The 20,161-nt window shown below is 71.3% G+C and carries 17 protein-coding genes and 1 tRNA gene; 14 read left to right on the forward strand and 4 right to left on the reverse strand.

Annotation, left to right across the window (positions count from 1 at the left end):
- The first annotated feature begins 130 nt into the window (after positions 1–130).
- Positions 131–1,162, forward strand: coding sequence for a glycerophosphodiester phosphodiesterase family protein (locus QM611_RS09290; protein ID WP_415079628.1), 1,032 nt, complete (start codon positions 131–133; stop codon positions 1,160–1,162).
- Positions 1,163–1,307: 145 nt separating this feature from the next.
- Here the strand turns inward: QM611_RS09290 and QM611_RS09295 are convergent.
- Positions 1,308–1,383, reverse strand: a tRNA-Met gene (locus QM611_RS09295).
- 195 nt (positions 1,384–1,578) lie between these two features.
- Here QM611_RS09295 and QM611_RS09300 point away from each other — a divergent pair.
- Positions 1,579–4,725 (forward strand): S8 family peptidase, encoded by a 3,147-nt coding sequence (locus tag QM611_RS09300; protein WP_415079629.1) that lies wholly within the window; start codon positions 1,579–1,581, stop codon positions 4,723–4,725.
- A gap of 167 nt (positions 4,726–4,892) precedes the next feature.
- Here the strand turns inward: QM611_RS09300 and QM611_RS09305 are convergent, their stop codons facing one another.
- On the reverse strand, positions 4,893–5,300 hold the full coding sequence (locus QM611_RS09305; RefSeq protein ID WP_415079630.1) for a hypothetical protein: 408 nt from the start codon (positions 5,298–5,300) through the stop codon (positions 4,893–4,895).
- Positions 5,301–5,429: 129 nt separating this feature from the next.
- Between QM611_RS09305 and QM611_RS09310 the strand changes: the two genes are divergently transcribed.
- The 8 genes from QM611_RS09310 (at position 5,430) to ligD (ending at position 14,813) form a co-directional block, all read left to right on the forward strand.
- Positions 5,430–6,194 carry a 3-oxoacid CoA-transferase subunit A gene (locus QM611_RS09310; protein ID WP_415079631.1) on the forward strand — a complete coding sequence of 255 codons (765 nt, stop codon included), beginning with the start codon at positions 5,430–5,432 and terminating at the stop codon, positions 6,192–6,194.
- Positions 6,191–6,910 carry a 3-oxoacid CoA-transferase subunit B gene (locus tag QM611_RS09315; protein ID WP_415079632.1) on the forward strand — a complete coding sequence of 240 codons (720 nt, stop codon included), beginning with the start codon at positions 6,191–6,193 and terminating at the stop codon, positions 6,908–6,910. The genes QM611_RS09310 and QM611_RS09315 overlap by 4 nt, the downstream gene beginning before the upstream one ends.
- Positions 6,910–8,076 carry a thiolase family protein gene (locus tag QM611_RS09320; protein ID WP_415079633.1) on the forward strand — a complete coding sequence of 389 codons (1,167 nt, stop codon included), beginning with the start codon at positions 6,910–6,912 and terminating at the stop codon, positions 8,074–8,076. The genes QM611_RS09315 and QM611_RS09320 overlap by 1 nt, the downstream gene beginning before the upstream one ends.
- Before the next feature lie 7 nt (positions 8,077–8,083).
- Entirely contained in the window at positions 8,084–8,866 is a 783-nt protein-coding gene (locus QM611_RS09325; protein ID WP_415079634.1) for an IclR family transcriptional regulator C-terminal domain-containing protein, read from the forward strand.
- Between the two features lie 104 nt (positions 8,867–8,970).
- A complete protein-coding gene (locus tag QM611_RS09330; RefSeq protein WP_415079635.1) occupies positions 8,971–11,388 on the forward strand; it encodes an ATP-dependent helicase in 2,418 nt (805 codons plus the stop codon).
- Positions 11,389–11,729: 341 nt separating this feature from the next.
- Complete coding sequence (locus QM611_RS09335) at positions 11,730–12,962, forward strand: L,D-transpeptidase family protein (RefSeq protein ID WP_415079636.1); 1,233 nt, start codon at positions 11,730–11,732, stop codon at positions 12,960–12,962.
- Positions 12,963–13,020: 58 nt separating this feature from the next.
- Positions 13,021–13,722, forward strand: a complete 702-nt coding sequence (locus QM611_RS09340) for an NUDIX hydrolase (protein WP_415079637.1) — start codon at positions 13,021–13,023, stop codon at positions 13,720–13,722.
- Between the two features lie 65 nt (positions 13,723–13,787).
- Positions 13,788–14,813 carry a non-homologous end-joining DNA ligase gene (gene ligD / locus QM611_RS09345; protein WP_415079638.1) on the forward strand — a complete coding sequence of 342 codons (1,026 nt, stop codon included), beginning with the start codon at positions 13,788–13,790 and terminating at the stop codon, positions 14,811–14,813.
- Between the two features lie 66 nt (positions 14,814–14,879).
- On the opposite strand, the gene QM611_RS09350 is transcribed toward ligD, so the two are convergent.
- Both QM611_RS09350 and QM611_RS09355 read right to left on the reverse strand, forming a co-directional pair.
- The gene (locus QM611_RS09350; RefSeq protein ID WP_415079639.1) at positions 14,880–16,121 is read right to left on the reverse strand and encodes an acyl-CoA dehydrogenase family protein; all 1,242 of its coding nucleotides are present in this window, start codon (positions 16,119–16,121) and stop codon (positions 14,880–14,882) included.
- Positions 16,122–16,373: 252 nt separating this feature from the next.
- Positions 16,374–17,042 carry a TetR family transcriptional regulator gene (locus QM611_RS09355; protein ID WP_415079640.1) on the reverse strand — a complete coding sequence of 223 codons (669 nt, stop codon included), beginning with the start codon at positions 17,040–17,042 and terminating at the stop codon, positions 16,374–16,376.
- Positions 17,043–17,162: 120 nt separating this feature from the next.
- Between QM611_RS09355 and sucC the strand changes: the two genes are divergently transcribed.
- The 4 genes from sucC to QM611_RS09375 all read left to right on the forward strand — a co-directional run.
- Positions 17,163–18,332 (forward strand): ADP-forming succinate--CoA ligase subunit beta, encoded by a 1,170-nt coding sequence (sucC, locus tag QM611_RS09360; RefSeq protein WP_415079641.1) that lies wholly within the window; start codon positions 17,163–17,165, stop codon positions 18,330–18,332.
- A 49-nt stretch (positions 18,333–18,381) separates the two neighbouring features.
- Complete coding sequence (gene sucD / locus QM611_RS09365; protein ID WP_415079642.1) at positions 18,382–19,284, forward strand: succinate--CoA ligase subunit alpha; 903 nt, start codon at positions 18,382–18,384, stop codon at positions 19,282–19,284.
- Between the two features lie 3 nt (positions 19,285–19,287).
- Positions 19,288–19,440, forward strand: a complete 153-nt coding sequence (locus tag QM611_RS09370) for a hypothetical protein (protein ID WP_415079643.1) — start codon at positions 19,288–19,290, stop codon at positions 19,438–19,440.
- The coding region (locus QM611_RS09375; RefSeq protein WP_415079644.1) for a hypothetical protein at positions 19,437–20,161 on the forward strand (725 nt) is incomplete at its 3' end. The genes QM611_RS09370 and QM611_RS09375, both read left to right, overlap by 4 nt.

Raw genomic sequence — 20,161 nt, forward strand, 5'->3', positions numbered from 1 at the left:
CAGGGACGCAGCACCGTGCTGCGGTTTCCAGCGTATCGGACGCCCGTCTTCGGTCGTTCGGGCGGATGCTGTGAGACAGCTATGAGACGGCCATCGGCGGGCGGCCGCGCCCGGCCGTTACCGTGGAACGGTGAGCCGCCGGCATCCACTCGTCATCGGGCACCGCGGCGCGCCCGGCTACCGTCCGGAGCACTCGCGCGCGGCGTACGAGCTGGCGATCGCGCAGGGCGCGGACGCGGTGGAGCCCGACGTCGTCGTCACGAGAGACGGCGTGCTGGTCGTGCGCCACGAGAACGAGATCTCGGGAACGACGGATGTCGCCGACCGCCCGGAGTTCGCCGGCCGCCGCACCACCAAGCGCGTGGACGGCGTCGAGCACTCGGGCTGGTTCACCGACGACTTCACGTGGGATGAGCTCGCGACGCTGCGCTGCCGCGAGCGGCTGCCCGAGCTGCGGCCGGGCAGCGCGGCGTTCGACGGCGCCGAGCCCGTGCTGCGGCTGCGCGACGTGCTCGACCTCGTGCGGGCGGCGCCGGTCGAGCGCGCGGTCGGCGTCGTGCTCGAGATCAAGCACGCGACCTACTTCGCAGGGCTGGGGTGGGATGTCGCGCAGCTCGTCGCCGACGAGCTGAGCGAGGCCGGCTGGGCGGACGCCGCCGCGCCGCTGGTCATCGAGTCGTTCGAGCAGACCGTGCTGGCTGGCGTGCGCGAGCGCGGCATCCCGGCCCCGGTCGTCTACCTGCTGGAGGCCGCGGGGCGCCCCGCCGACCTGGTCGCCGCCCACGGCCGCGCCGCTCCGACGTACCGGGCGACCGCGCGGCCGGCGGGCCTGGATGCCCTGGTCGGACGTGTCGACGGCATCAGCGTCAGCAAGCGCATGATCCTCGCGCCGAACGCGCTGGGCCGCGCCCTTCGACAAGCTCAGGGGCCGGCAGGGCCGAGCCGCATCGTCGCCGACGCGCACGAGCGCGGGCTGCTCGTCTACACGTGGACGTGCCGGCCCGAGAACGCGTTCCTCGAGCCGCCGTTCCGGCGCGATGGGGGACCGGCGGCGTTCGGCGACTACGCGGCCGAGTGGGCGATGATCCGGGATGCCGGGGTCGACGGCGTGTTCGTCGACCACCCCGACCTCGGCGTGCAGGCTTTCGTCGCCATAGCGTGAGACCGTGAGTCCCGGTTGTGCCGCGCCTTCGCGAAATCTCCTGATCTCGCGCACTCAGGCCGATTCGGCAGGTAACGTCCTGACCCCGCGAAATGTCCTGATCTGGCGAAACGCTCTGTTCAGACGAACGGGGCGCCCGGGCAAGTGGACGCGACGGCGGGAGTCGAACCCGCAACGCGCCCGGTTATGAGCCGGTGCCCGGGACCGCCCGGATCGCCGCGAAGGCCTTCACGCTAACCCGGCCGTTGAGCAATGTGCACTATGTGACCGCGCATTTCACGTGTCAAATATGAAAGCTGAACAAATGCTGAGTGAACCCGTTGACTCTCCTGAACGGAGCGCCTAGCCTGCCCAAAGGTCTCCGCGCACTCACCAGGCGGGAGATGTCTGTGCGCACGCAGAAAGAAGGTCGCCCCTTGTCTCACCCACACGCGTACCGCCGCACCCTCGCGGTCGCCGCAGCGCTGGCGCTGTCGGTTCCCGCCACGGCGGCGTTCGCCGCCTCGTCGGACGACGACCCGGCCGCGCGATTCCAGAAAGCCCAGAGCAGCGGCCCGGTCGGCACCGCCGCCAAGCCGCTCAGTATCGATTCGAACGGGCGCGTCACCGTCATCGTCGAGATGAAGGGCGACCCCGTCGCCGTCGTCGAGGCCGAAGAGGGCCGCGAGCTCAGCGACGGCGAGCGCTCCACGATCAAGAGCCGCCTGAAGAAGAAGCAAGACGCCATCGCGGGGTCGATCACGAGCAAGGGCGGCAAGATCGAGGCCAAGATGCAGTCGGCCTACAACGGGCTGCAGATCGACATCTCCGCCAAGCAGGTCGACGCGGTCGCCGACCTGCCCAATGTGGTCGCCATCCACCCCGTCAAGCGCTACGACATCGAGAACGCGGTGTCGGTGCCGTTCCTGGGCGTGCCGAGCGTGTGGGAGAGCACGAAGTACACGGGCAAGCGCGTCAAGGTCGCGATCATCGACACCGGCGTCGACTACACGCACGCGAACTTCGCCGGCCCCGGCACGACCGAGGCGTTCGAGCAGGCCGCGGCCACGAGCGCGTCGTCGGCGAACCCGGCGTGGTTCGGCCCGAGTGCTCCGCGCGTGAAGGGCGGATGGGACTTCGTCGGCGACGACTACGACGCCAGCGAGACCGAAACGGCAACGCCCCAGCCCGACCCGAACCCGCTGGACTGCAACGGACACGGCAGCCACGTCGCCGGCACGGCGGCCGGCAGCGGCGTCACCGACGCGGGCCAGACCTACACGGGCCCGTACAACAAGGCGACGGCCGACAAGGACTGGACGATCGGCCCGGGCGTCGCCCCCCAGGCCGACCTGTACGCGCTGCGCGTCTTCGGCTGCGACGGGTCGAGCGAGGTCGTCGTGCCCGCGATCGACTGGGCAGTCGACCACCGGATGGACGTCATCAACATGTCGCTCGGATCGGACTTCGGCCGCGGCGAGGACCCCGACGCGGTCGCGGCGTCGAACGCCGTCGGCGCGGGCGTCGTCGTGGTGGCGGCGGCGGGCAACTCCGGCCCCAGCCCCTACATCGTCGGCTCGCCCGGCGCCGGCGACGGCGTCATCTCGGTCGCCGCGGTCGACAGCTCGGAGTCGTTCCCGGGCGCGGAGATCACGGTGGGAGGCCAAGCCATCCCCGCCATCAACGCGAACGGCGCGAGCCTGGACGGCCTCGGCGAGCTGCCGGTCGTCTACCTCTCCGACGACCCGGAGACCACGGAGGAAGACGAGTCGACCGGCTGCTCGGTGGAAGCCTACGAGCACGCGGGCGTCGCGGCGGGAAGCAACCAGCTCGCGGTGGCGACGCGCGGCGTCTGCGCGCGCGTGGCCAAGGCGATCTTCGCCCAGCAGGCGGGCGCCGCGGCCGCGGTCATGGTGAACACGTCGGAGGACTACCCGCCATATGAGGGCACCATCCTGTCGAACCCCGACACGGGCGAGGAGTACGAGGTCACGATCCCGTTCCTCGGCGTTCCGCTCTCCGTCGGGGAGACGCTCGAGGCGGCCGTCGGCGAGAACGCGACGATCGCGGCCGCGGAGCTGCAGAACCCCGGATTCCGCAACTATGCGTCGTTCAGCTCGAACGGGCCGCGTTCGGGCGACAGCGCGCTCGGAGTGGATGTCGCCGCGCCCGGCGTGTCGATCGTGTCCACCGGCGTGGGCACGGGCGCGGGGTCCGAGACCCTCTCGGGCACGTCGATGGCGACGCCGCATGTCGCCGGCGTCGCCGCTCTCGCCGTGCAAGCGCATCCGAAGTGGAGCGCGGGCCAAGTCGCAGCGGCGGTCGTCTCGACCGCTGACCCCGACAAGGTCTCCGGGCAGTCGACCACGCGCGGCGGCGTCGGCCTGGTCGACGCGAAGCAGGCCGTGGGCACGAAGGTGACGGCGACCGGCGACGCGTTCCGCACCGACAGCGGCTGGCTGCGCGAGACGGCGCTCTCGCTCGGCTTCCAGGAGTCGTCGCTCGCGTTCTCGGGAGTGAAGACCATCACGGTGCGCAACGACGGGAAGAAGACCGTGACCTATCGCGTCAGCTCTACGCCGTCGGCGCAGTCGCTGAAGGCGAAGGTCGTGCTCAGCAAGAAGTCCGTGACGGTCAAGCCTGGAAAGTCGGCCAAGATCGTCGTCGCGGTCGGTGCTCGCGCGAGCGTCGTTCCGTCGTCGATCGGCGACGACGAGTTCGCGTTCCACGAGTTCTCGGGAGACGTCGTGCTCACCGCCAAGGGCTCGACGCTGCGCGTGCCGTACCTCATGGTTCCGCGCTCGACGACCCGCGTGTCGTCGGCCTCGGCGGCCCCGTGGTTCGCCTCGAGCCTCAAGGTGAAGTCGGGCGCCAAGTCCTTCACGCTGACCAACCCGCTCGGCGCGTATGCCGCGGCGGCGGACGTCTACACCTGGGGTCTGAGCGACGGGCGGGATGCCGACAAGGCCCTCGTCGACACCGGGTACGACCTGCGCGCCGCCGGCGTGCAGTCGTTCGAGAGCGACGGCGACCAGCTGCTCGTGTTCGCCGTGAACAACCACAAGCGCTGGTCGAGCGCCGCGCAGGACGAGTTCGACGTGCTCGTCGACACTGATGACGACGGCGAGCCCGACTTCATCGTGTTCTCGGCCGACTCGGGGGCGGTCCGCGCGGGGGCGTTCGACGGGACGACGGAGGTCTTCGTCTACGACGTCGCAGGCCAGCAGCTGTACGCCAGCGGGTTCGCCCCGCAGGCGCCGACCGACAGCAGCACGATCCTCATCCCGGTGTGGGCGAGCGACCTCGGCCTCACGGCCGACGCCGGAGCCTTCGACTACACGGTCGAGAGCTACTCGTACGTCAACCTGGGCGACGACGCGTTCTCGGCCTGGGCCGCGTACGACCCGTGGGCGCCGGCGCTCAGCAACGGCCAGTACGAGTCGGTGCCACGCAATGGCAGCGTCACGGTGTCGGTCGATGTGGACGCCGCGGCGTTCCAGGCGCAGCAGCCGCTCGGCGCGATGGCCGTCGTGCTCGACAACGCGGCCGGCTCGCACGAGGCCGTGCTCGTCCGAGCGCGGTAGACAGCATGTGGACGGTGCCCGCCGATCGGCGGGCACCGTCCACGCCCCGGGTCGCCTCGCGAGCGAAGCGAGTCGACACGTGGCGAGTTGTTCGCATGAGGCCTGGCGCGTTTCGTCTCGGCCCTGCGGGCCCCGCTCAACCTCCGGAGGGCCTCGCGCGGACCGAGTCAGCGCTCGCAGAGCACGGGTTTGTCGCCGCGGCCGAAGCGGTAGTCGTACGAGGCGCCGCCGGCGCGGACGACCACCCGCATCCCCTCCACGACCTGCTGCGTGTACGCGACGCCCGGCTTCGGGCAGCCCAGTGCGCCGTTGGCGAACGTGACCGCCTCGGCGGAGACGAGTTGTGGCTCGTCGGAGACTCCGCGGTCGGCGAGGTCGGCGACGATCGCGTCCCACCGCGCGGCGGGCACTGGCGTCGCAGTGCCGGACGGCGCGGTCTCGATGGGCCCCGGGGTCGTCGTGCGGAACGGCGGCCGCGTGGCCGGCGGAGTGGAGTCGGGCACGGTCCCTCCCGAGGAGCAGGCGGTGAGCGAGAGCACGAGGGCGGCGCCGGCGGCTGCGAGCACGCGCGTCATGGGCTGCCTCCTTGTTCGCCGGCTCAGCGTACGCGGGGCTCCTGCGAGTTCACAGGGACAATCGTCGACGCGCTACGCTGGTCGCAGAACGCACATGCGTTCGCACATCGAACAGATGATGGGTGCTCTGTGATCGACAAGACCGTGGCCACCGTCGAGGAGGCCGTGCGCGGCATCCCGGACGGCGCGACCATCATGATCGGCGGCTTCGGCCGCGCAGGCCAGCCCGTCGAGCTCATCGACGCGCTGATCGCGCAGGGCGCGACCGGCCTCACGATCATCAACAACAACGCCGGGAACGGGGATGTGGGCCTCGCGGCGCTGCTCGCGAAGGGGCGCGTGCGCCGCATCCTCTGCTCCTTCCCCCGGCAGCACGACTCGTGGGTCTTCGACGGGCTGTTCCGCGCCGGCGAGATTGAGCTGGAGCTCGTGCCGCAAGGCAACCTGGCCGAGCGCATCCGCGCGGCGGGGGCCGGCATCGGCGCCTTCTTCTCGCCCACCGGCGTGGGAAGCGAACTCGCCGCAGGCAAGGAGACGCGCGAGATCGACGGCCGCGTCTACGCGCTCGAGTACCCGATCAAGGCCGACTTCGCGCTCGTCTCGGCCCGTCGCGCCGACCGGTGGGGCAACCTCGTCTACCGCCGCACCGCCCGCAACTTCGGGCCCATCATGGCCGCCGCGGCGACGACGACGGTCGTGCAGGTCGACGAGATAGTCCCGCTCGGAGCGCTCGACCCCGAGGCGGTCGTGACCCCCGGCGTGTTCGTCGACCGCGTCGTGGCCGTCGGCGAGCGCGCGTGGTTGCGCGACGGGGAGTTCGTCGGGGGAGTGGATGTCGAGGGCCGCCCGCTCGCACCGGCGCAGCCCGCCCGGCCGTCGGAGGTCGACCAGTGAGCACGCGCGTCTCCCGCCACGACCTCGCCGCCCGCGTCGCGGCCGACATCCCCGAAGGCTCGTACGTCAACCTCGGCATCGGCGCCCCGACCCTCGTCGCCGACTACCTGCCGCGCGACCAGGAGATCATCCTGCACACCGAGAACGGGATGCTGGGCATGGGGCCGTCGCCGGAAGCGGGCCGCATCGACCCCGACCTCATCAACGCCGGCAAGCAGCCGGTGACCGCTCTGGCCGGCGCCGCGTACTTCCACCACGCCGACTCGTTCGGCATGATGCGCGGCGGCCACCTCGACGTGTGCGTGCTCGGCGCCTTCCAAGTGTCGGAGGGCGGCGACCTCGCGAACTGGTCGACCGGCGCCCCCGGCGCGATCCCCGCGGTCGGCGGCGCGATGGACCTCGCGATCGGCGCGAAGAACGTGTACGTCATGACCGACCTGCTCACCAAGGCCGGCGACCCCAAGCTCGTCGAGCGGTGCACCTACCCGCTCACCGGCGTCGGCTGCGTCACCCGCGTCTACACCGACCACGCCGTCTTCGACGTCACGTCTGACGGGTTCGCGGTGCGCGAGGCGTTCGGCGACAACACCGTCGAGTCGCTCGCCGAGCTGACCGGGCTGCGGCTGGTGCCGGCGGCCCTTCGACAAGCTCAGGGACCGGAACGACAAGCTCAGGGGCCGGGACGACAAGCTCAGGGGCAAGAGGAGGCAAAGTAATGGCCACGCACATCTACGACGCCGTGCGCACGCCGTTCGGCCGCGCCGCCGGCGCCTTGTCGGGGGTGCGCCCTGACGATCTCGCCGCGGTCGTGATGAAGGCGGCCGTCGAGCGCGCCGGCATCGACCCCGCGCGCGTCGACGACGTCGTCTTCGGCGACGCCAACCAGGCGGGGGAAGACAACCGCAACGTCGCCCGCATGGGGGCGCTCCTGGCGGGCTTCCCGACATCCGTTCCCGGGGTCACCGTCAACCGGCTCTGCGGCTCGTCCGTCGAGGCGGTCATCCAGGGCTCGCGGGCGATCGAGGCAGGGGATGCCCGGCTGGTCCTCGCCGGCGGCGTGGAGTCGATGAGCCGCGCGCCGTACGTGGTGGAGAAGTCGCCGCGGCCGTGGCCGGCCGTCGGCAACCAGACCCTGTGGAACACCTCGATCGGCTGGCGCATGGTGAACCCGGCGCTGCCGAAGGAGTGGACGATCAGCAACGGCGCGTCGGCCGAGAAGCTCGCGGCCATTCACGGGATCTCCCGCGAGGAGCAGGATGCCTTCGCCCTGCGCAGCCACGAGCTGGCCGCCGCGGCGTGGGCGGCGGGCGTGTACGACGACGAGACCGTGCAGGTGGCCGGGGTCGAGCTCGCGCGCGACGAGGGCATCCGCGACGACACGTCGCTGGACCGGCTCGGCGCGCTGAAGGCGCTGTTCGCCGCCGACGGCACGGTCACCGCCGGCAACTCGTCGTCGATCAACGACGGCGCCTCGGCTGTGCTGCTCGGCGCGGAGGGCGCGGTGGACGCCGAGCCCTTGGCCCGTGTCACCGGTCGCGGCGTTGCCGGCAACGAGCCCGACCTGTTCGGCGTCGCCCCGGTCGAGGCGGCCAACCGCGCGCTCGCGCGCGCCGGCCGCACGTGGGCGGATGTCGACGTCGTCGAGCTCAACGAGGCGTTCGCGGCGCAGAGCCTCGCGTGCCTCAAGCTGTGGACCGAGCTCGACCCGGCGGCAGTGAACATCCACGGCGGCGCGATCGCGATCGGCCACCCGCTGGGCGCGTCGGGCGGGCGCATCATCGGGCACGCCGCGCACGAGCTGAAGCGCCGCGGCGGCGGGGTCGCCGTCGCCGCGATCTGCATCGGCGTGGGCGTCGGCCTCGCCGTCGTGCTGGAGAGGTAGGGCGGGGGTGTCCGCGCGGGCCGACGAGGGGCGGCCGGGCGACTTCGTGCAATCGCTCGCGCGAGGGCTCGCCGTCATCCGCGCATTCGACGCCGACCATGCCGAGCTGACGCTCAGCGAGGTCGCGCGGCGCGCCGACATGCCGCGGGCGGCGGCCCGGCGTTTCCTGCGCACGCTCGAGGCCCTCGGGTATGTCGAAAGCGACGGCCGTGGCTTCCGCCTGACGCCGCGCGTGCTCGAGCTCGGCTTCAGCTACCTCTCCGCCCTGTCGCTGCCCGAGATCGTGCAGCCGCACCTCGAAGCGCTGTCGCGCGAGGTCGACGAGAGCGTGTCGGCCGCGGTCCTCGACGGGGCCGACATCGTGTACATTGCGCGCGTGCCGACGCGGCGCATCATGAGCGTGCGCATCACGATCGGCACCCGGTTCCCCGCGTTCGCGACATCCATGGGCAGGGTGCTGCTCGCCGGCCTGCCCAGCGCCGAGCTCGACGACGTGCTCGCGGCATCCGCCCTGCCCGCGCTGACCGCGCGCACCGTGACCGGCGCGCGCGCCCTGCGCGAGGCGGTCGCCCGTGCCCGCGACGACGGATTCGCGCTCGTCGACGGCGAGCTCGAGCCGGGGTTGCGCTCGGTGGCGGTTCCGGTCCGCGGTCGGCGCGGCGACGTGGTGGCCGCGGTGAACGTCTCGACCAGCGCCACGCGCGACAGCGTCGACCACGTGCTCGCGGAGTACCTGCCGCGCCTGCGGCGGACCGCGGCGGCCATCGACACCGAGCTGCGGCTGGTCTGACGAGGCGCTAGTGCGAGCCCAGCGTGCGGTCGATTCGACCACGCGGGCGGCGGACTGTCGGCGAGTGCTGCGGTGTCGGAGGGCGAGCCTAGACTCGAAGGGCAATGAGCGACGCCATCCAGCCCGTCATCGTCGGGAACGCCGGCACGCGCGCCGACGGCGACCTCCTCGAGGGGCTCAACCCGCCGCAGCGCGCCGCCGTCGAGTACCGCGGCCCGGCGCTGTTGATCGTCGCCGGCGCGGGGTCGGGCAAGACGCGGGTGCTGACCCACCGCATCGCGAGCCTGCTGCGCAACAAAGAGGCGTGGCCGAGCCAGATCCTCGCGATCACCTTCACCAACAAGGCCGCCAACGAGATGCGCGAGCGCGTCGAGTCGCTCGTCGGCGAGGCGGCGCGCGGCATGTGGATCTCGACGTTCCACTCCGCGTGCGTGCGCATCCTGCGGCGCGAGGCCGAGCGGTTCGGGTTCACGAAGGCGTTCACGATCTACGACTCGGGCGACTCGCGCGCGCTCGTGAAGCGCCTGGTCAAACAGCTCGAGGCGGATGCCTTCGGCCACTCGCCGGCGAGCGTGCAGAGCCGCATCTCCAAGCTCAAGAACGAGCTCGCCGACGCGGAGTCGTACGCGCGGCAGGCCAATATGAACGACCCGGCCGAGCGCGCGTTCGTCGACGTCTTTGCCGCCTACCAGCGCGAGCTGCAGCGCGCCAACGCGTTCGACTTCGACGACCTCATCGGCCAGACCGTCTACCTCTTCCGCGCGTTCCCTGAGGTCGCCGACACCTACCGGCGGCGCTTCCGGCACATCCTCGTCGACGAGTACCAAGACACCAACGCCGCGCAGTACGCGCTCATCCACGAGCTGACGCGGCCCATCGGCGCGGACGCCGGGCCCGTCGCGTCGTCGGGCGGGATGATGATCTTCGAGCCGGCCCTTCGACAAGCTCAGGGACCGGAAGGGTCGGACGCGGCATCCCTCACCGTCGTCGGGGATTCCGACCAGTCGATCTACGCGTTCCGCGGGGCCGACATCCGCAACATCTCCGAGTTCGAGCGCGACTTCCCGGGCGCCCGTGTCATCCTGCTCGAGCAGAACTACCGCTCGACGCAGAACATCCTCGACGCGGCCAACGCCGTGATCAGCCACAACTTCGACCGCAAAGACAAGAAACTGTGGACGGATGTCGGCACGGGCGAGCTGATCGTCGGGTTCACCGGCTACTCGCAGCACGACGAGGCGCAGTTCGTGGCCGACGAGATCGAAGACCTGCACCGCTCCAGCCTCGGCTACGGCGAGATGGCGGTGTTCTACCGCACGAACGCGCAGTCGCGTGCTCTGGAGGAGATCTTCATCCGCGCCGCCGTGCCATACAAGATCATGGGCGGCACGCGCTTCTACGAGCGCGCCGAGATCAAAGACGCCCTCGCCTATCTCGTCTCGGTCGCGAACCCGGCCGACGAGATGGCGCTGCGGCGCATCGTCAACAGGCCGCGACGCGGCATCGGCGACGTCACGATCGAGACGATCAGCCGCTACGCCGGCGCCCACGGCATCACGTTCCGCGACGCGCTCGCCAACGCGTCGGCGCTCGGCGTCGGGCCGAAGATCCAGGCGGCGATCCGGCGGCTCGACGAGGTGCTGGCCGAGGCATCCGAGATCCTGGTCCCGGCCTCGGGCGAACTGCCGCCGCCCACCGCGGTCGCCGACGGGCTGAACGTGCTGCTGAGCAAGAGCGGCTACCTCGACGCGCTGCGCGCGAGCAAAGACCCGCAAGACGAGGCGCGGCTGGAGAACCTCGACGAGCTCGTCGCCGTGACGCGCGAGTTCGCGCGCAACAACCCGGAGGGGACGGTGGCCGACTTCCTGACCGAGGTCGCGCTCGTCTCCGACGCCGACGACCTCGAGGACGCCTCCGGCTCGGTGTCGCTGATGACGCTGCACACCGCCAAGGGTCTCGAGTTCGACGCGGTCTTCGTGACCGGCGTCGAGGAGGACCTCATCCCGCACCGCATCTCGGCGGGCGAGCCGGGCGGCCCGCAGGAGGAGCGGCGGCTGTTCTACGTCGGCCTGACCCGGGCGCGCAAGCGCCTGTTCCTGTCGCTCGCGATGACGCGCGCGCAGTTCGGCGAGGTGTCGGTCGCGATGCCGAGCCGGTTCCTGCAGGAGATCCCGACCCAGCTGATCGACTGGAAGCAGTCGCCCGGCGACGTCAACTCGCGCGGTCGCGCGATCGCGGGCTCGGGGCGCGCCGGGTGGCGGCCGATGCGGCACGACGACCCGCCGCCGCTGAAGCCCACGTCGACGTCGCTGGAGCGGTTCGCCAATCGCGTGCCGGCCAAGGTGCGCGACAACGGCGACCTCGAGTTGGCACCGGGCGACCGCATCCGGCACGACGACTTCGGCGAGGGGCGAGTGGACGCCGTGACTGGCGAGGGCGCCAAGCGCGTCGCGCACGTGCGCTTCGACTCCGCGGGCGCCAAGAAGCTGCTGATCAAGATCGCGCCGATCGAGAAGCTGTAGCGCGTCCCCTCTGCGCCGCCCTTTGTCTGCGCCGCCCTTTGTCTGCGCCGCCCTTTGCGCTGAAGGTGGCGCGCGTTGCCGCATCCCGCGCCCCGACGCGGCGCCAACTGCCACCTCCGGTGCGGGGTGCCGCGTTCGGTTGCCGCGTTTCGTGGGTGGGCGACGCGGAACGCGGCAACTCGAGGGGTGGCGGGGACCGTGGGCGCGGGGAAGAGGGGGCAGGGATGGCGGGTGGTCGCCGTCGGACGGGTGTGCTTGAATGGGCCATGGCCACGGGGACTGGCCGGCGGCTTGCGCCGCACGCAAACCGCCGCGGGGGCGCGGCAGCTGAGGGGTTAACGATGGGCGGATTCTCGCGTGTGCGCGCGGTTGCGGTGAGCGCCGCCGGCGCACTGGTGGCGTCGGTGCTGTTGGCGGTGGCGCCGACGGCCGCGCACGCCGATCACGACGGCGACGCGTCCGTGCTGATCAGCGGCACCGCTCGAGTGGGCAAGACGCTCACGGCAGAGGCTTCGGGTTGGACGGGCGAGCCGGAGCCGAGCTATCAGTGGCTGGCGAACGACACGCCGATCTCGGGTGCGACGAAGTCCACGCTCACGCTCAAGGCGGCGCAGCGCGGCACGCGGATCAGCGTCACTGCGAGCGGATCCGAGCACTCCGCGACATCCACCTCCACTAGCCTCGTCGCCTCCGGCGTTTTGAAGAGGGCGACTCCGAAGCTGGTGGGCAAGGCCGCCGTGGGCTCGCGGCTCAGGGCGAAGCCCGGTTCGTGGACGAAGGGCACGAAGTTCACTTACACGTGGTACGCGGGCGGCAAGAGGATCTCGGGTGCGAAGAAATCGACGCTGAAGCTCAAGTCCGCGCAGCTGGGCAAGCGGATCTCCGTGCGCGTCACCGGCAAGAAGGCCGGCTACACCACGGTGTCGAAGAAATCGGCCTCGACGGCGAAGGCGTCCAAGTTCGCCAAGCCCAAGATCATCGGCGCCAAGCGCGTGGGCATGACGGTGAAGGTCGTGCCGGGCACGTGGACCAAGGGCACGAAGTTCTCGTACCAGTGGTATGCCGACGGCAAGAAGATCAAGAAGGGCAAGAAGACGACCCTGAAGGTGACGCGCTCGCTCGCCGGCCGGTCGCTGAGCGTCACCGTGACCGGGAAGAAGCGCGGGTACACGACCGTCAGCAAGACGGTCAAGCTCCGCCTTGCCGGGCGCACGATCGAGATTGATCTCAGCAAGCAGCGGCTCTACCTGCACCGTGGCGGCAAGGTCGTCAGCACGTACCTGGTCTCGACGGGCAAACCGGGAACCCGAACCCACACCGGGGTGTATCGCATCCGCGCGAAGCTGCGCCTGCAGAACATGGGCAATCCCAACCTGAGCCTGTATCCGCACTACTACACCCGAAACGTGCCGTGGGTGATGTACTTCAACGGCAACCAGGCGATCCACGGTGCGTACTGGCACAACAACTTCGGCCACGTGATGAGCCACGGCTGCGTCAACCTGCCGGTGAAGGCGGCCAAGAGGGTCTACAAGTGGGCCAAGATGGGCACCACCGTCTGGGTGCATCGCTGATCGGCGAGGGGCGATCCGACGCGAACGGCCTGTCGGGGCGGACGCGCCGTAGGCTCGGATGATGGCTTCTGGCGACGTCTCTGCGCGGCGGCAGCTCGCCGACCTCGCCGCTGACGCGAAGGCGCTGCAGCCGTGGCCGATCGGCCCGCGTCTGCGCGCCGCCGAGCCGGCGCGGGCGGCGGCGGTGCTCGTGCTGTTCGGCGTGATGGACCGGCTGCCGGCCGACCGGGAAGCGCAGGCGCGGGCGGTCTCGCGCGACCTCGATGTGCTGCTGCTCGCCCGAGCAGCGACGCTCAGCTCGCATCCGGGTCAGGTCGCGTTCCCCGGCGGGCGCATCGACGACGAAGACGACGGGCCGGTCGCCGCCGCCCTGCGGGAAGCGGCCGAGGAGACGGGGCTCGACCCCGACGGTGTCGACGTGCTCGGCGTGCTGGAGCCGCTCGCCATCCCGGTCACCGGGTTCGTCGTCACGCCGGTCGTGGGATGGTGGAAACGGCAGAGTCCGGTCGGCGTCATCGACCACGCGGAATCCGCCGACGTCTTCCGCGCCCCCGTCGCCGAGCTGCTGGCTCCACAGCGCCGCGTCACCACGCGGATGCGCCGGGACGGGCGGACGTGGCGCGGCCCCGGGTTCCTTGTCGCCAGCGGCGGGCAAGAGCACCTCGTGTGGGGGTTCACCGCGCTCGTGCTCGACCGGCTGTTCGACGCCCTCGGCTGGACCGAGGCGTGGGACCGCGACCGCACGCTCGACCTGCCGTGATCTCGCGCGCAGCCACCGCGTGGCGACGGCTGCCGCAGCGCGGCCTCGCCGAGTAGCGTCGAGGGATGGCGACCGAGCGCATCACGTTGGCCGTTCCCGGGCCCCACGGCGATCGGGAAGTCGGGCTGTCCAGCCCCAACCGGGTGGTCTGGCCCGAGCTCGGCATCACCAAGCACGAGCTTGTGGAGTACCTCGTTGCCGTTGCCGACCCGTTCCTGAACGCGAACGGCGGCAGGCCCGTGTCGCTCGAGCGGTACCCGGACGGCGTCGGCGGCGAGAGCTTCTTCTCGAAGAACCCGCCCAAGGGCGCGCCGTCGTTCGTCGAGGCGGTGGCTGTGACCTACAACAGTGGCCGGAGGCATCCTCAACTCGTCCTCACCGAGATCGCGACGGCGGTGTGGGCGGCGCAGATGAACACGATCGTGTTCCACCCGTGGGCGTCGCTCACGGCGAACACCGACAACCCCGTCGAACTGCGGATCGACCTCGACCCGCAGCCGGGCACCGAGTTCGCCGACGCGGCCGCCGTCGCCCCCGCGCTGCGCGACGTGCTCGCCGAGGCGGGCCTGGACGCGTGGGCCAAGACGAGCGGGAACCGCGGCATCCACGTGTTCTGCCCGATCGTGCCGGAGTGGGAGTTCCTCGACGTGCGGCACGCCGTCATCGCGGCGGGGCGTGAGCTGGAACGGCGGATGCCGGACAAAGTGACCATGAGCTGGTGGAAGCAAGAGCGCGGCGAGCGGGTGTTCGTCGATTTCAACCAGGCGTGCCGCGACCGCACGATGGCCGGCGCGTACAGTCCGCGCGCGCTGCCCGGCGCGACCGTGTCGACGCCGGTCGCGTGGGACGAGCTGGGGGATGTCGACCCCACGGCGTTCACGGTTCGCTCGGCGCCGGCCCGGCTGGCGGAGGTCGGCGATCCGTGGGCCGGGCTCTTCGACGAGCCGGGCCGCATCGACGTGCTGCTGGAATGGTGGCAGCGCGACCTGGACAACGGCCTCGGCGAGCTGCCATTTCCGCCCGAGTTCCCGAAGATGCCCGGCGAGCCGCCGCGCGTGCAGCCCAGTCGCGCCCGCAAGCCCGACGCCTGATGCGCGGGCTGACCTGTCGCTGAGTCTCACGGTCCTGAAACGCGGACGAGCTCGACGCGGCCTGAGTCAGGCGAACGCGCTGAAGCCCGTGAGGTCGCGGCCGATGAGCAGCGACTGCACGCTCTCGGTGCCCTCGTACGTGTGGATCGCCTCGATGTCGGCAAGGTGCTGCATCACGCGGTAGTCGAGCAGGATGCCGTTGCCGCCCAGCAGGTCGCGGGCGATGGACGCGACCCGGCGCGCGGCGCGCGTGTTGTGGTACTTCGCGAGCGAGGCCTGCGTGGGGCGCAGCTCGCCGCGCGCGTCGAGGTCGGCGAGGCGCCGGCAGTACAGCTGCATCGCGGTCAGCTCGTCGAGCATCAGCGCCAGCCGCTCCTGCACGAGCTGGAACGCCGCGAGCGGCTTGCCGAACTGCACGCGCTGCCGCGCGTACTGCAGCGCCGCCTCGTAGCACGCCGTGGCGTGCCCGAGCGCCGACCACGCGACGCCGGAGCGCGTCGCGTAGAGCACGGTCGAGGCATCCTTGAAGCTCCTCGTGCCGGGGATCACGGCGTCGGCCGGAAGGCGCACCTCGTCGAGAGTGATGAGGGCCTGGTGGATGCCGCGCAGCGACCCCTTGCGCTCGATCACCTCGCCCCGGTATCCGGGTGTGTCCTGCTCGACGAGGAAGCAGCGGACGCAGCCGTGGTCGTCGGCGCCCTCGTCGGCGACGCGGGCCCACACCAGCGTGATGCCGCCGGACGCGCCGTTGCCGATCCACTTCTTCGCGCCGTTGAGCACCCAGCCTCCGGCGCTTGAGCCGTCGCGGGCCGCGGTCGTCTCCAGCGACACGGAGTCGGAGCCGTGGTCGGGCTCGGTGAGCGCGAACGCCGCGAGCACGTCGCCGCGCGCGATAGGCTGCAGCCAACGCGCCTGCTGGTCGGGGCTGCCGAACAGGGCGATCGTGCGCAGCGCGAGCCCGCCCTGCACGGCCAAGACCGTGCCGAGCGAGCCGTCGCCGCGCGAGAGCTCCATGTTCACGAGGCCCGCCGCAAGCGGCGACATCGGCATGAGGACGGGGTGGGCGACCCCGTCGACGATGAGATCGCTCTCGCCCATCATGCGCACGACCTGGAACGGGTACGCGGCGTCGTCCCACGCGTCCACCATGAGCGCCGCCGCCTCGTCGACGAAGGCTTGCGCCCGTTCCCAGTGCGCGCGGTCGTCGGCGGGGATGTCGGAGAAGACCGCGTAGTAGTCGGTTCCGAGCCGCTGTGCGACGTCGTACCCGTCCACGGAGTGCCCCGGGCGGGGTGCGAAGTCTGGCATTCCCTCATTCTACTGGGACTAAGTTTCATGAAATATGAGATCTAGTCTCATCATCGGCAATCCGGCCATGCCACCCGCGGACACTCACGCTCTGATCACGGGGGAGATCAGAGCGTGAGGGTGGCCGGGAGTCGTGGCAATCACCCGCCCGTCGCCCATCGGGAATACTCACGCTCTGATCATGAGGGGGATCAGAGCGTGAGGCATTGAGCGGGGTCGCCACGATCCGTCTCGGGCGTGCGGAGCGACCGATCAGGAGTCCAAGTGCGCGCGAAGGCGGCGGGCGAGCTCGGCTTTCGGCATGGCCCGCGGGAACACCGCGACGACGACATCCTCGCCCTGATCGCCGGCCGCGCCGACACCGAACCGGTCGCACGCGCGGTCGAGCGCGGCCCGCAGCACCGCCGGCGGCACATCCTCGCCGCGCAGCAGCCGGCGCAGCACGTGGTTGTGCACCGCGGCGACCAGCGCGGCGAAGCCGACCGCGTCGAGCGGGTCGAGTCCGGGCAGCGACTGGCGCAGATGGTCGTCGAAGATGCGCTCGTACCGGAACACCGTGACGATCTCGCGCTCGCGCAGGGCCGGCACGTCGCGCACGACGTGGTAGCGGTGGCGGGCGACGACCGGGTCGGCGGCGAAGTGGCGGAACACCCGCTCCGACGCCTGGCACACCGCCCGCCACGGATCGTCGTGCCGCTCGGCGAGGAACGCGCGCACGTCGTCCAGCAGCGCTTCGTGGTCGGCGAAGACGACATCCTCCTTGCCGCCGAACTGGCGGAAGAAGGTGGATCGGGAGACTCCCGCCGCCCGCGCGATCTGGTCGACGGATGTCGCTTCGAACCCGTGCTCGTGGAACAGCTCGAGCGCGACGGAGACGACGGCGGTGCGGTCTGCCGCTGCGGGGGAGGCGTCGGCGCTCATCGTGGACGAGCCTAGAGCACACGAGCCGGCGCGTCTCCGCCTGTCGCCCGCGAGTAGTAGGCTCGGAGCCGGTCGATCGTCTCGACATCCCGTCCCTCAAGTCCCGCCGGAGGAATGCCCGTGGATCTTTTCGAGTACCAGGCCAGAGACCTCTTCGAGGCGTACGGAGTGCCGGTGCTCGCCGGCATCGTCGCGGACACTCCCGAACAGGCGCGGGCCGCCGCCGAGAAGCTGGGCGGCGTGGTCGTCGTCAAAGCGCAGGTCAAGACGGGGGGCCGCGGCAAGGCCGGCGGCGTCAAGGTCGCAAGGACCCCCGATGAAGCGCACGCGGCCGCCGAGGCGATCCTGGGGCTGGACATCAAGGGCCACACCGTCAAGCGCCTCATGGTCGCCGCCGGCGCCGACATCGCCCGCGAGTTCTACTTCTCCGTGCTGCTGGACCGCGCCAACCGCTCGTACCTGAGCCTGTGCTCGGTCGAAGGCGGCATGGAGATCGAGCAGCTCGCGGTCGAGAAGCCGGAGGCCCTGGCCCGCGTCGAGGTCGACCCGCTGGAGGGCATCACGCCCGCCAAGGCGCTCGAGATCGCGCGCGCGGCGCGCTTCGAGCCCAGCCTGGCCGAGAAGGTCGCCGACGTGCTCGTGAAGCTCTACGAGGTGTACCGGGGCGAGGACGCCACGCTCGTCGAGGTGAACCCGCTCATCCTCTCCGGTGCGGGCGAGGTGATCGCGCTCGACGGCAAGGTCACACTCGACGACAACGCCGAGTTCCGCCATCCGGCCCACGCGCTGCTCGAGGACAAGACCGCCACCGACCCCCTCGAGGCGAAGGCCAAGGAGAACGACCTCAACTACGTCAAGCTCGACGGCGAGGTCGGGATCATCGGCAACGGCGCGGGGCTTGTGATGTCGACGCTCGACGTCGTCGCGTACGCGGGCGAGCGCCACGGCGGCGTGAAGCCGGCGAACTTCCTCGACATCGGCGGCGGAGCGTCGGCCGAAGTGATGGCCGCAGGTCTCGACGTCATCCTCGGCGACCCGCAGGTCAAGTCGGTGTTCGTCAACGTCTTCGGCGGAATCACCGCGTGCGACGCCGTGGCCACGGGCATCGTGGGCGCGCTCGCCGCGCTCGGCTCCGCCGCGTCCAAGCCGCTCGTGGTGCGCCTCGACGGCAACCAGGTGGACGAGGGCCGCCGCATCCTCGCCGACGCCAACCACCCGCTCGTGACCCTCGCCGCCACCATGGACGAGGGCGCCGACAAGGCCGCCGAGCTCGCCGCATCCGCCGCCTGACCAACCGGCCCCTGAGCCTGTCGACGGGCTGGGGCCGAAAAGGAGAGAAATGTCGATCTTCCTCAACAAGGACTCGAAGGTCATCGTCCAGGGCATCACCGGCGGCGAAGCGACCAAGCACACCGCGCTGATGCTGAAGGCCGGCACGCAGGTGGTCGGCGGCGTCAACGCCCGCAAGGCCGGCACGACGGTGCTGCACAAAGACAAGAACGGGGCGGATGTCGAGCTGCCCGTGTTCGGGTCCGTTGCCGAAGCGATGGCCGCCACCGGCGCGGACGTCTCGATCGCGTTCGTGCCCCCGGCGTTCACGAAGGATGCCATGGTCGAGGCCATCGACGCCGAGATCCCGCTGCTCGTGGTCATCACCGAGGGCGTGCCGGTCGGCGACAGCGCGCAGGCGTGGGCGCACGCGAAGTCGAAGGGCAACAAGACGCGCATCATCGGCCCGAACTGCCCGGGCATCATCACGCCCGGCGAGTCGCTGGTCGGCATCACACCGGCCAACATCACCGGCAAGGGCCCGATCGGCCTCGTGTCGAAGTCGGGCACGCTGACGTACCAGATGATGTACGAGCTGCGCGACCTCGGCTTCTCCACTGCGATCGGCATCGGCGGCGACCCCGTCATCGGCACGACGCACATCGACGCGCTCGCCGCGTTCGAGGCAGACCCCGAGACCCAGGGCATCGTGATGATCGGCGAGATCGGCGGCGACGCCGAAGAGCGCGCGGCAGAGTTCATCAAAGCGAACGTCACCAAGCCCGTCGTCGGCTACGTCGCCGGCTTCACCGCCCCGGAGGGCAAGACGATGGGCCACGCCGGGGCGATCGTCTCCGGCTCGGCCGGAACGGCGCAGGCGAAGAAGGAAGCACTCGAAGCCGCCGGCGTGCGCGTCGGCAAGACGCCCAGCGAGGCGGCCGCGCTCATGCGCGAGGTCATCGAGGCGCTGTAACGCTTGGCGCAGACCACCGCCTCTCGCGAGCCGTTCCCCTCGCGGCTGTGGACGGTCGTGCTGGCCGCCATCGGCGTCGCCGGCACGGCGCTGGCGGTGGTGCTCGCCGACCACCGGCCGGCCATCGGGTCGCTCCGGAACGGAGTCGCGTCGTGAGCGCGCGGCGCGCCGGCGCGGCATCCGCCCTCCTCGTCGCCGCGCTTGTCGTGTCGGGCTGCGCCCCCGCCCCCGACCCGGACTGGACGCCGCCGCAGTGGCCGGGACACCAGTTGCGGCTCCTCGACGCGCTCCCGGCGCCGCTCGACCCGATCGCGGCCGCCGCCCTCACGCCACAGCGGCTCAGCAATCCGCGCGTCGGCGTGCACGCGCGCATGGCCTACCTGCCGGGCCGCGGCGCCGCGGTGGTCGCTTTCAACAAGCGCGTCGACAAGGTCGTTCGAGGCACCGTCCAGCGGCGGGCCGCGGTGGCGGGAACGCGCTACTCGCCCGCCGTGGGCGGGCACACCGCGCGGCTCGACAAGCGCGGGTGCGTCCAGGGGTCCACGACGCTGCCGGCAGCCGACATCCTCGCCGATCCCCGCCTCGGCCCGGCGGGCGGCACCGGCAGCGCGGTCGTGTGCGACATTGTCGCGGCGTCCGGCCCGTTCCTCGGGCAGCGGCTGCGCGTCGTGACGGGCGACCGGCGCGGAGTGGCCGCCGACCGGTCCATGGTGCTCTACGCCGACACCGAGACGGGCGAGACCGCCACCGGAACCCGGCTGTGGTCGGACGAGGCGGCGGCGTCGCTGCACGCCGGCGTCGTCGACGCGCTGCGGCGCTCGGCCGGCGCGCTGAGCACCGCGCCGGCCCGCTCGGCGGACCAGGCGCAGGCCGAGCG

It is taken from the genome of Microbacterium sp. (genome assembly GCF_047606685.1).
In the GTDB taxonomy this organism is placed as follows: domain Bacteria; phylum Actinomycetota; class Actinomycetes; order Actinomycetales; family Microbacteriaceae; genus Microbacterium.

What these genes read in the sequence shown, in the direction of transcription:
- QM611_RS09305 (WP_415079630.1), bottom strand. Translation starts at nt 5,300, where the DNA reads ATGACGCGCGTGCTCGCAGCCGCCGGCGCCGCCCTCGTGCTCTCGCTC.
- QM611_RS09320 (WP_415079633.1), top strand. Translation starts at nt 6,910, where the DNA reads ATGGCCACGCACATCTACGACGCCGTGCGCACGCCGTTCGGCCGCGCC.
- QM611_RS09330 (WP_415079635.1), top strand. Translation starts at nt 8,971, where the DNA reads ATGAGCGACGCCATCCAGCCCGTCATCGTCGGGAACGCCGGCACGCGC.
- QM611_RS09335 (WP_415079636.1), top strand. Translation starts at nt 11,730, where the DNA reads ATGGGCGGATTCTCGCGTGTGCGCGCGGTTGCGGTGAGCGCCGCCGGC.
- QM611_RS09340 (WP_415079637.1), top strand. Translation starts at nt 13,021, where the DNA reads ATGATGGCTTCTGGCGACGTCTCTGCGCGGCGGCAGCTCGCCGACCTC.
- ligD (WP_415079638.1), top strand. Translation starts at nt 13,788, where the DNA reads ATGGCGACCGAGCGCATCACGTTGGCCGTTCCCGGGCCCCACGGCGAT.
- QM611_RS09350 (WP_415079639.1), bottom strand. Translation starts at nt 16,121, where the DNA reads ATGCCAGACTTCGCACCCCGCCCGGGGCACTCCGTGGACGGGTACGAC.
- QM611_RS09355 (WP_415079640.1), bottom strand. Translation starts at nt 17,042, where the DNA reads ATGAGCGCCGACGCCTCCCCCGCAGCGGCAGACCGCACCGCCGTCGTC.
- sucD (WP_415079642.1), top strand. Translation starts at nt 18,382, where the DNA reads ATGTCGATCTTCCTCAACAAGGACTCGAAGGTCATCGTCCAGGGCATC.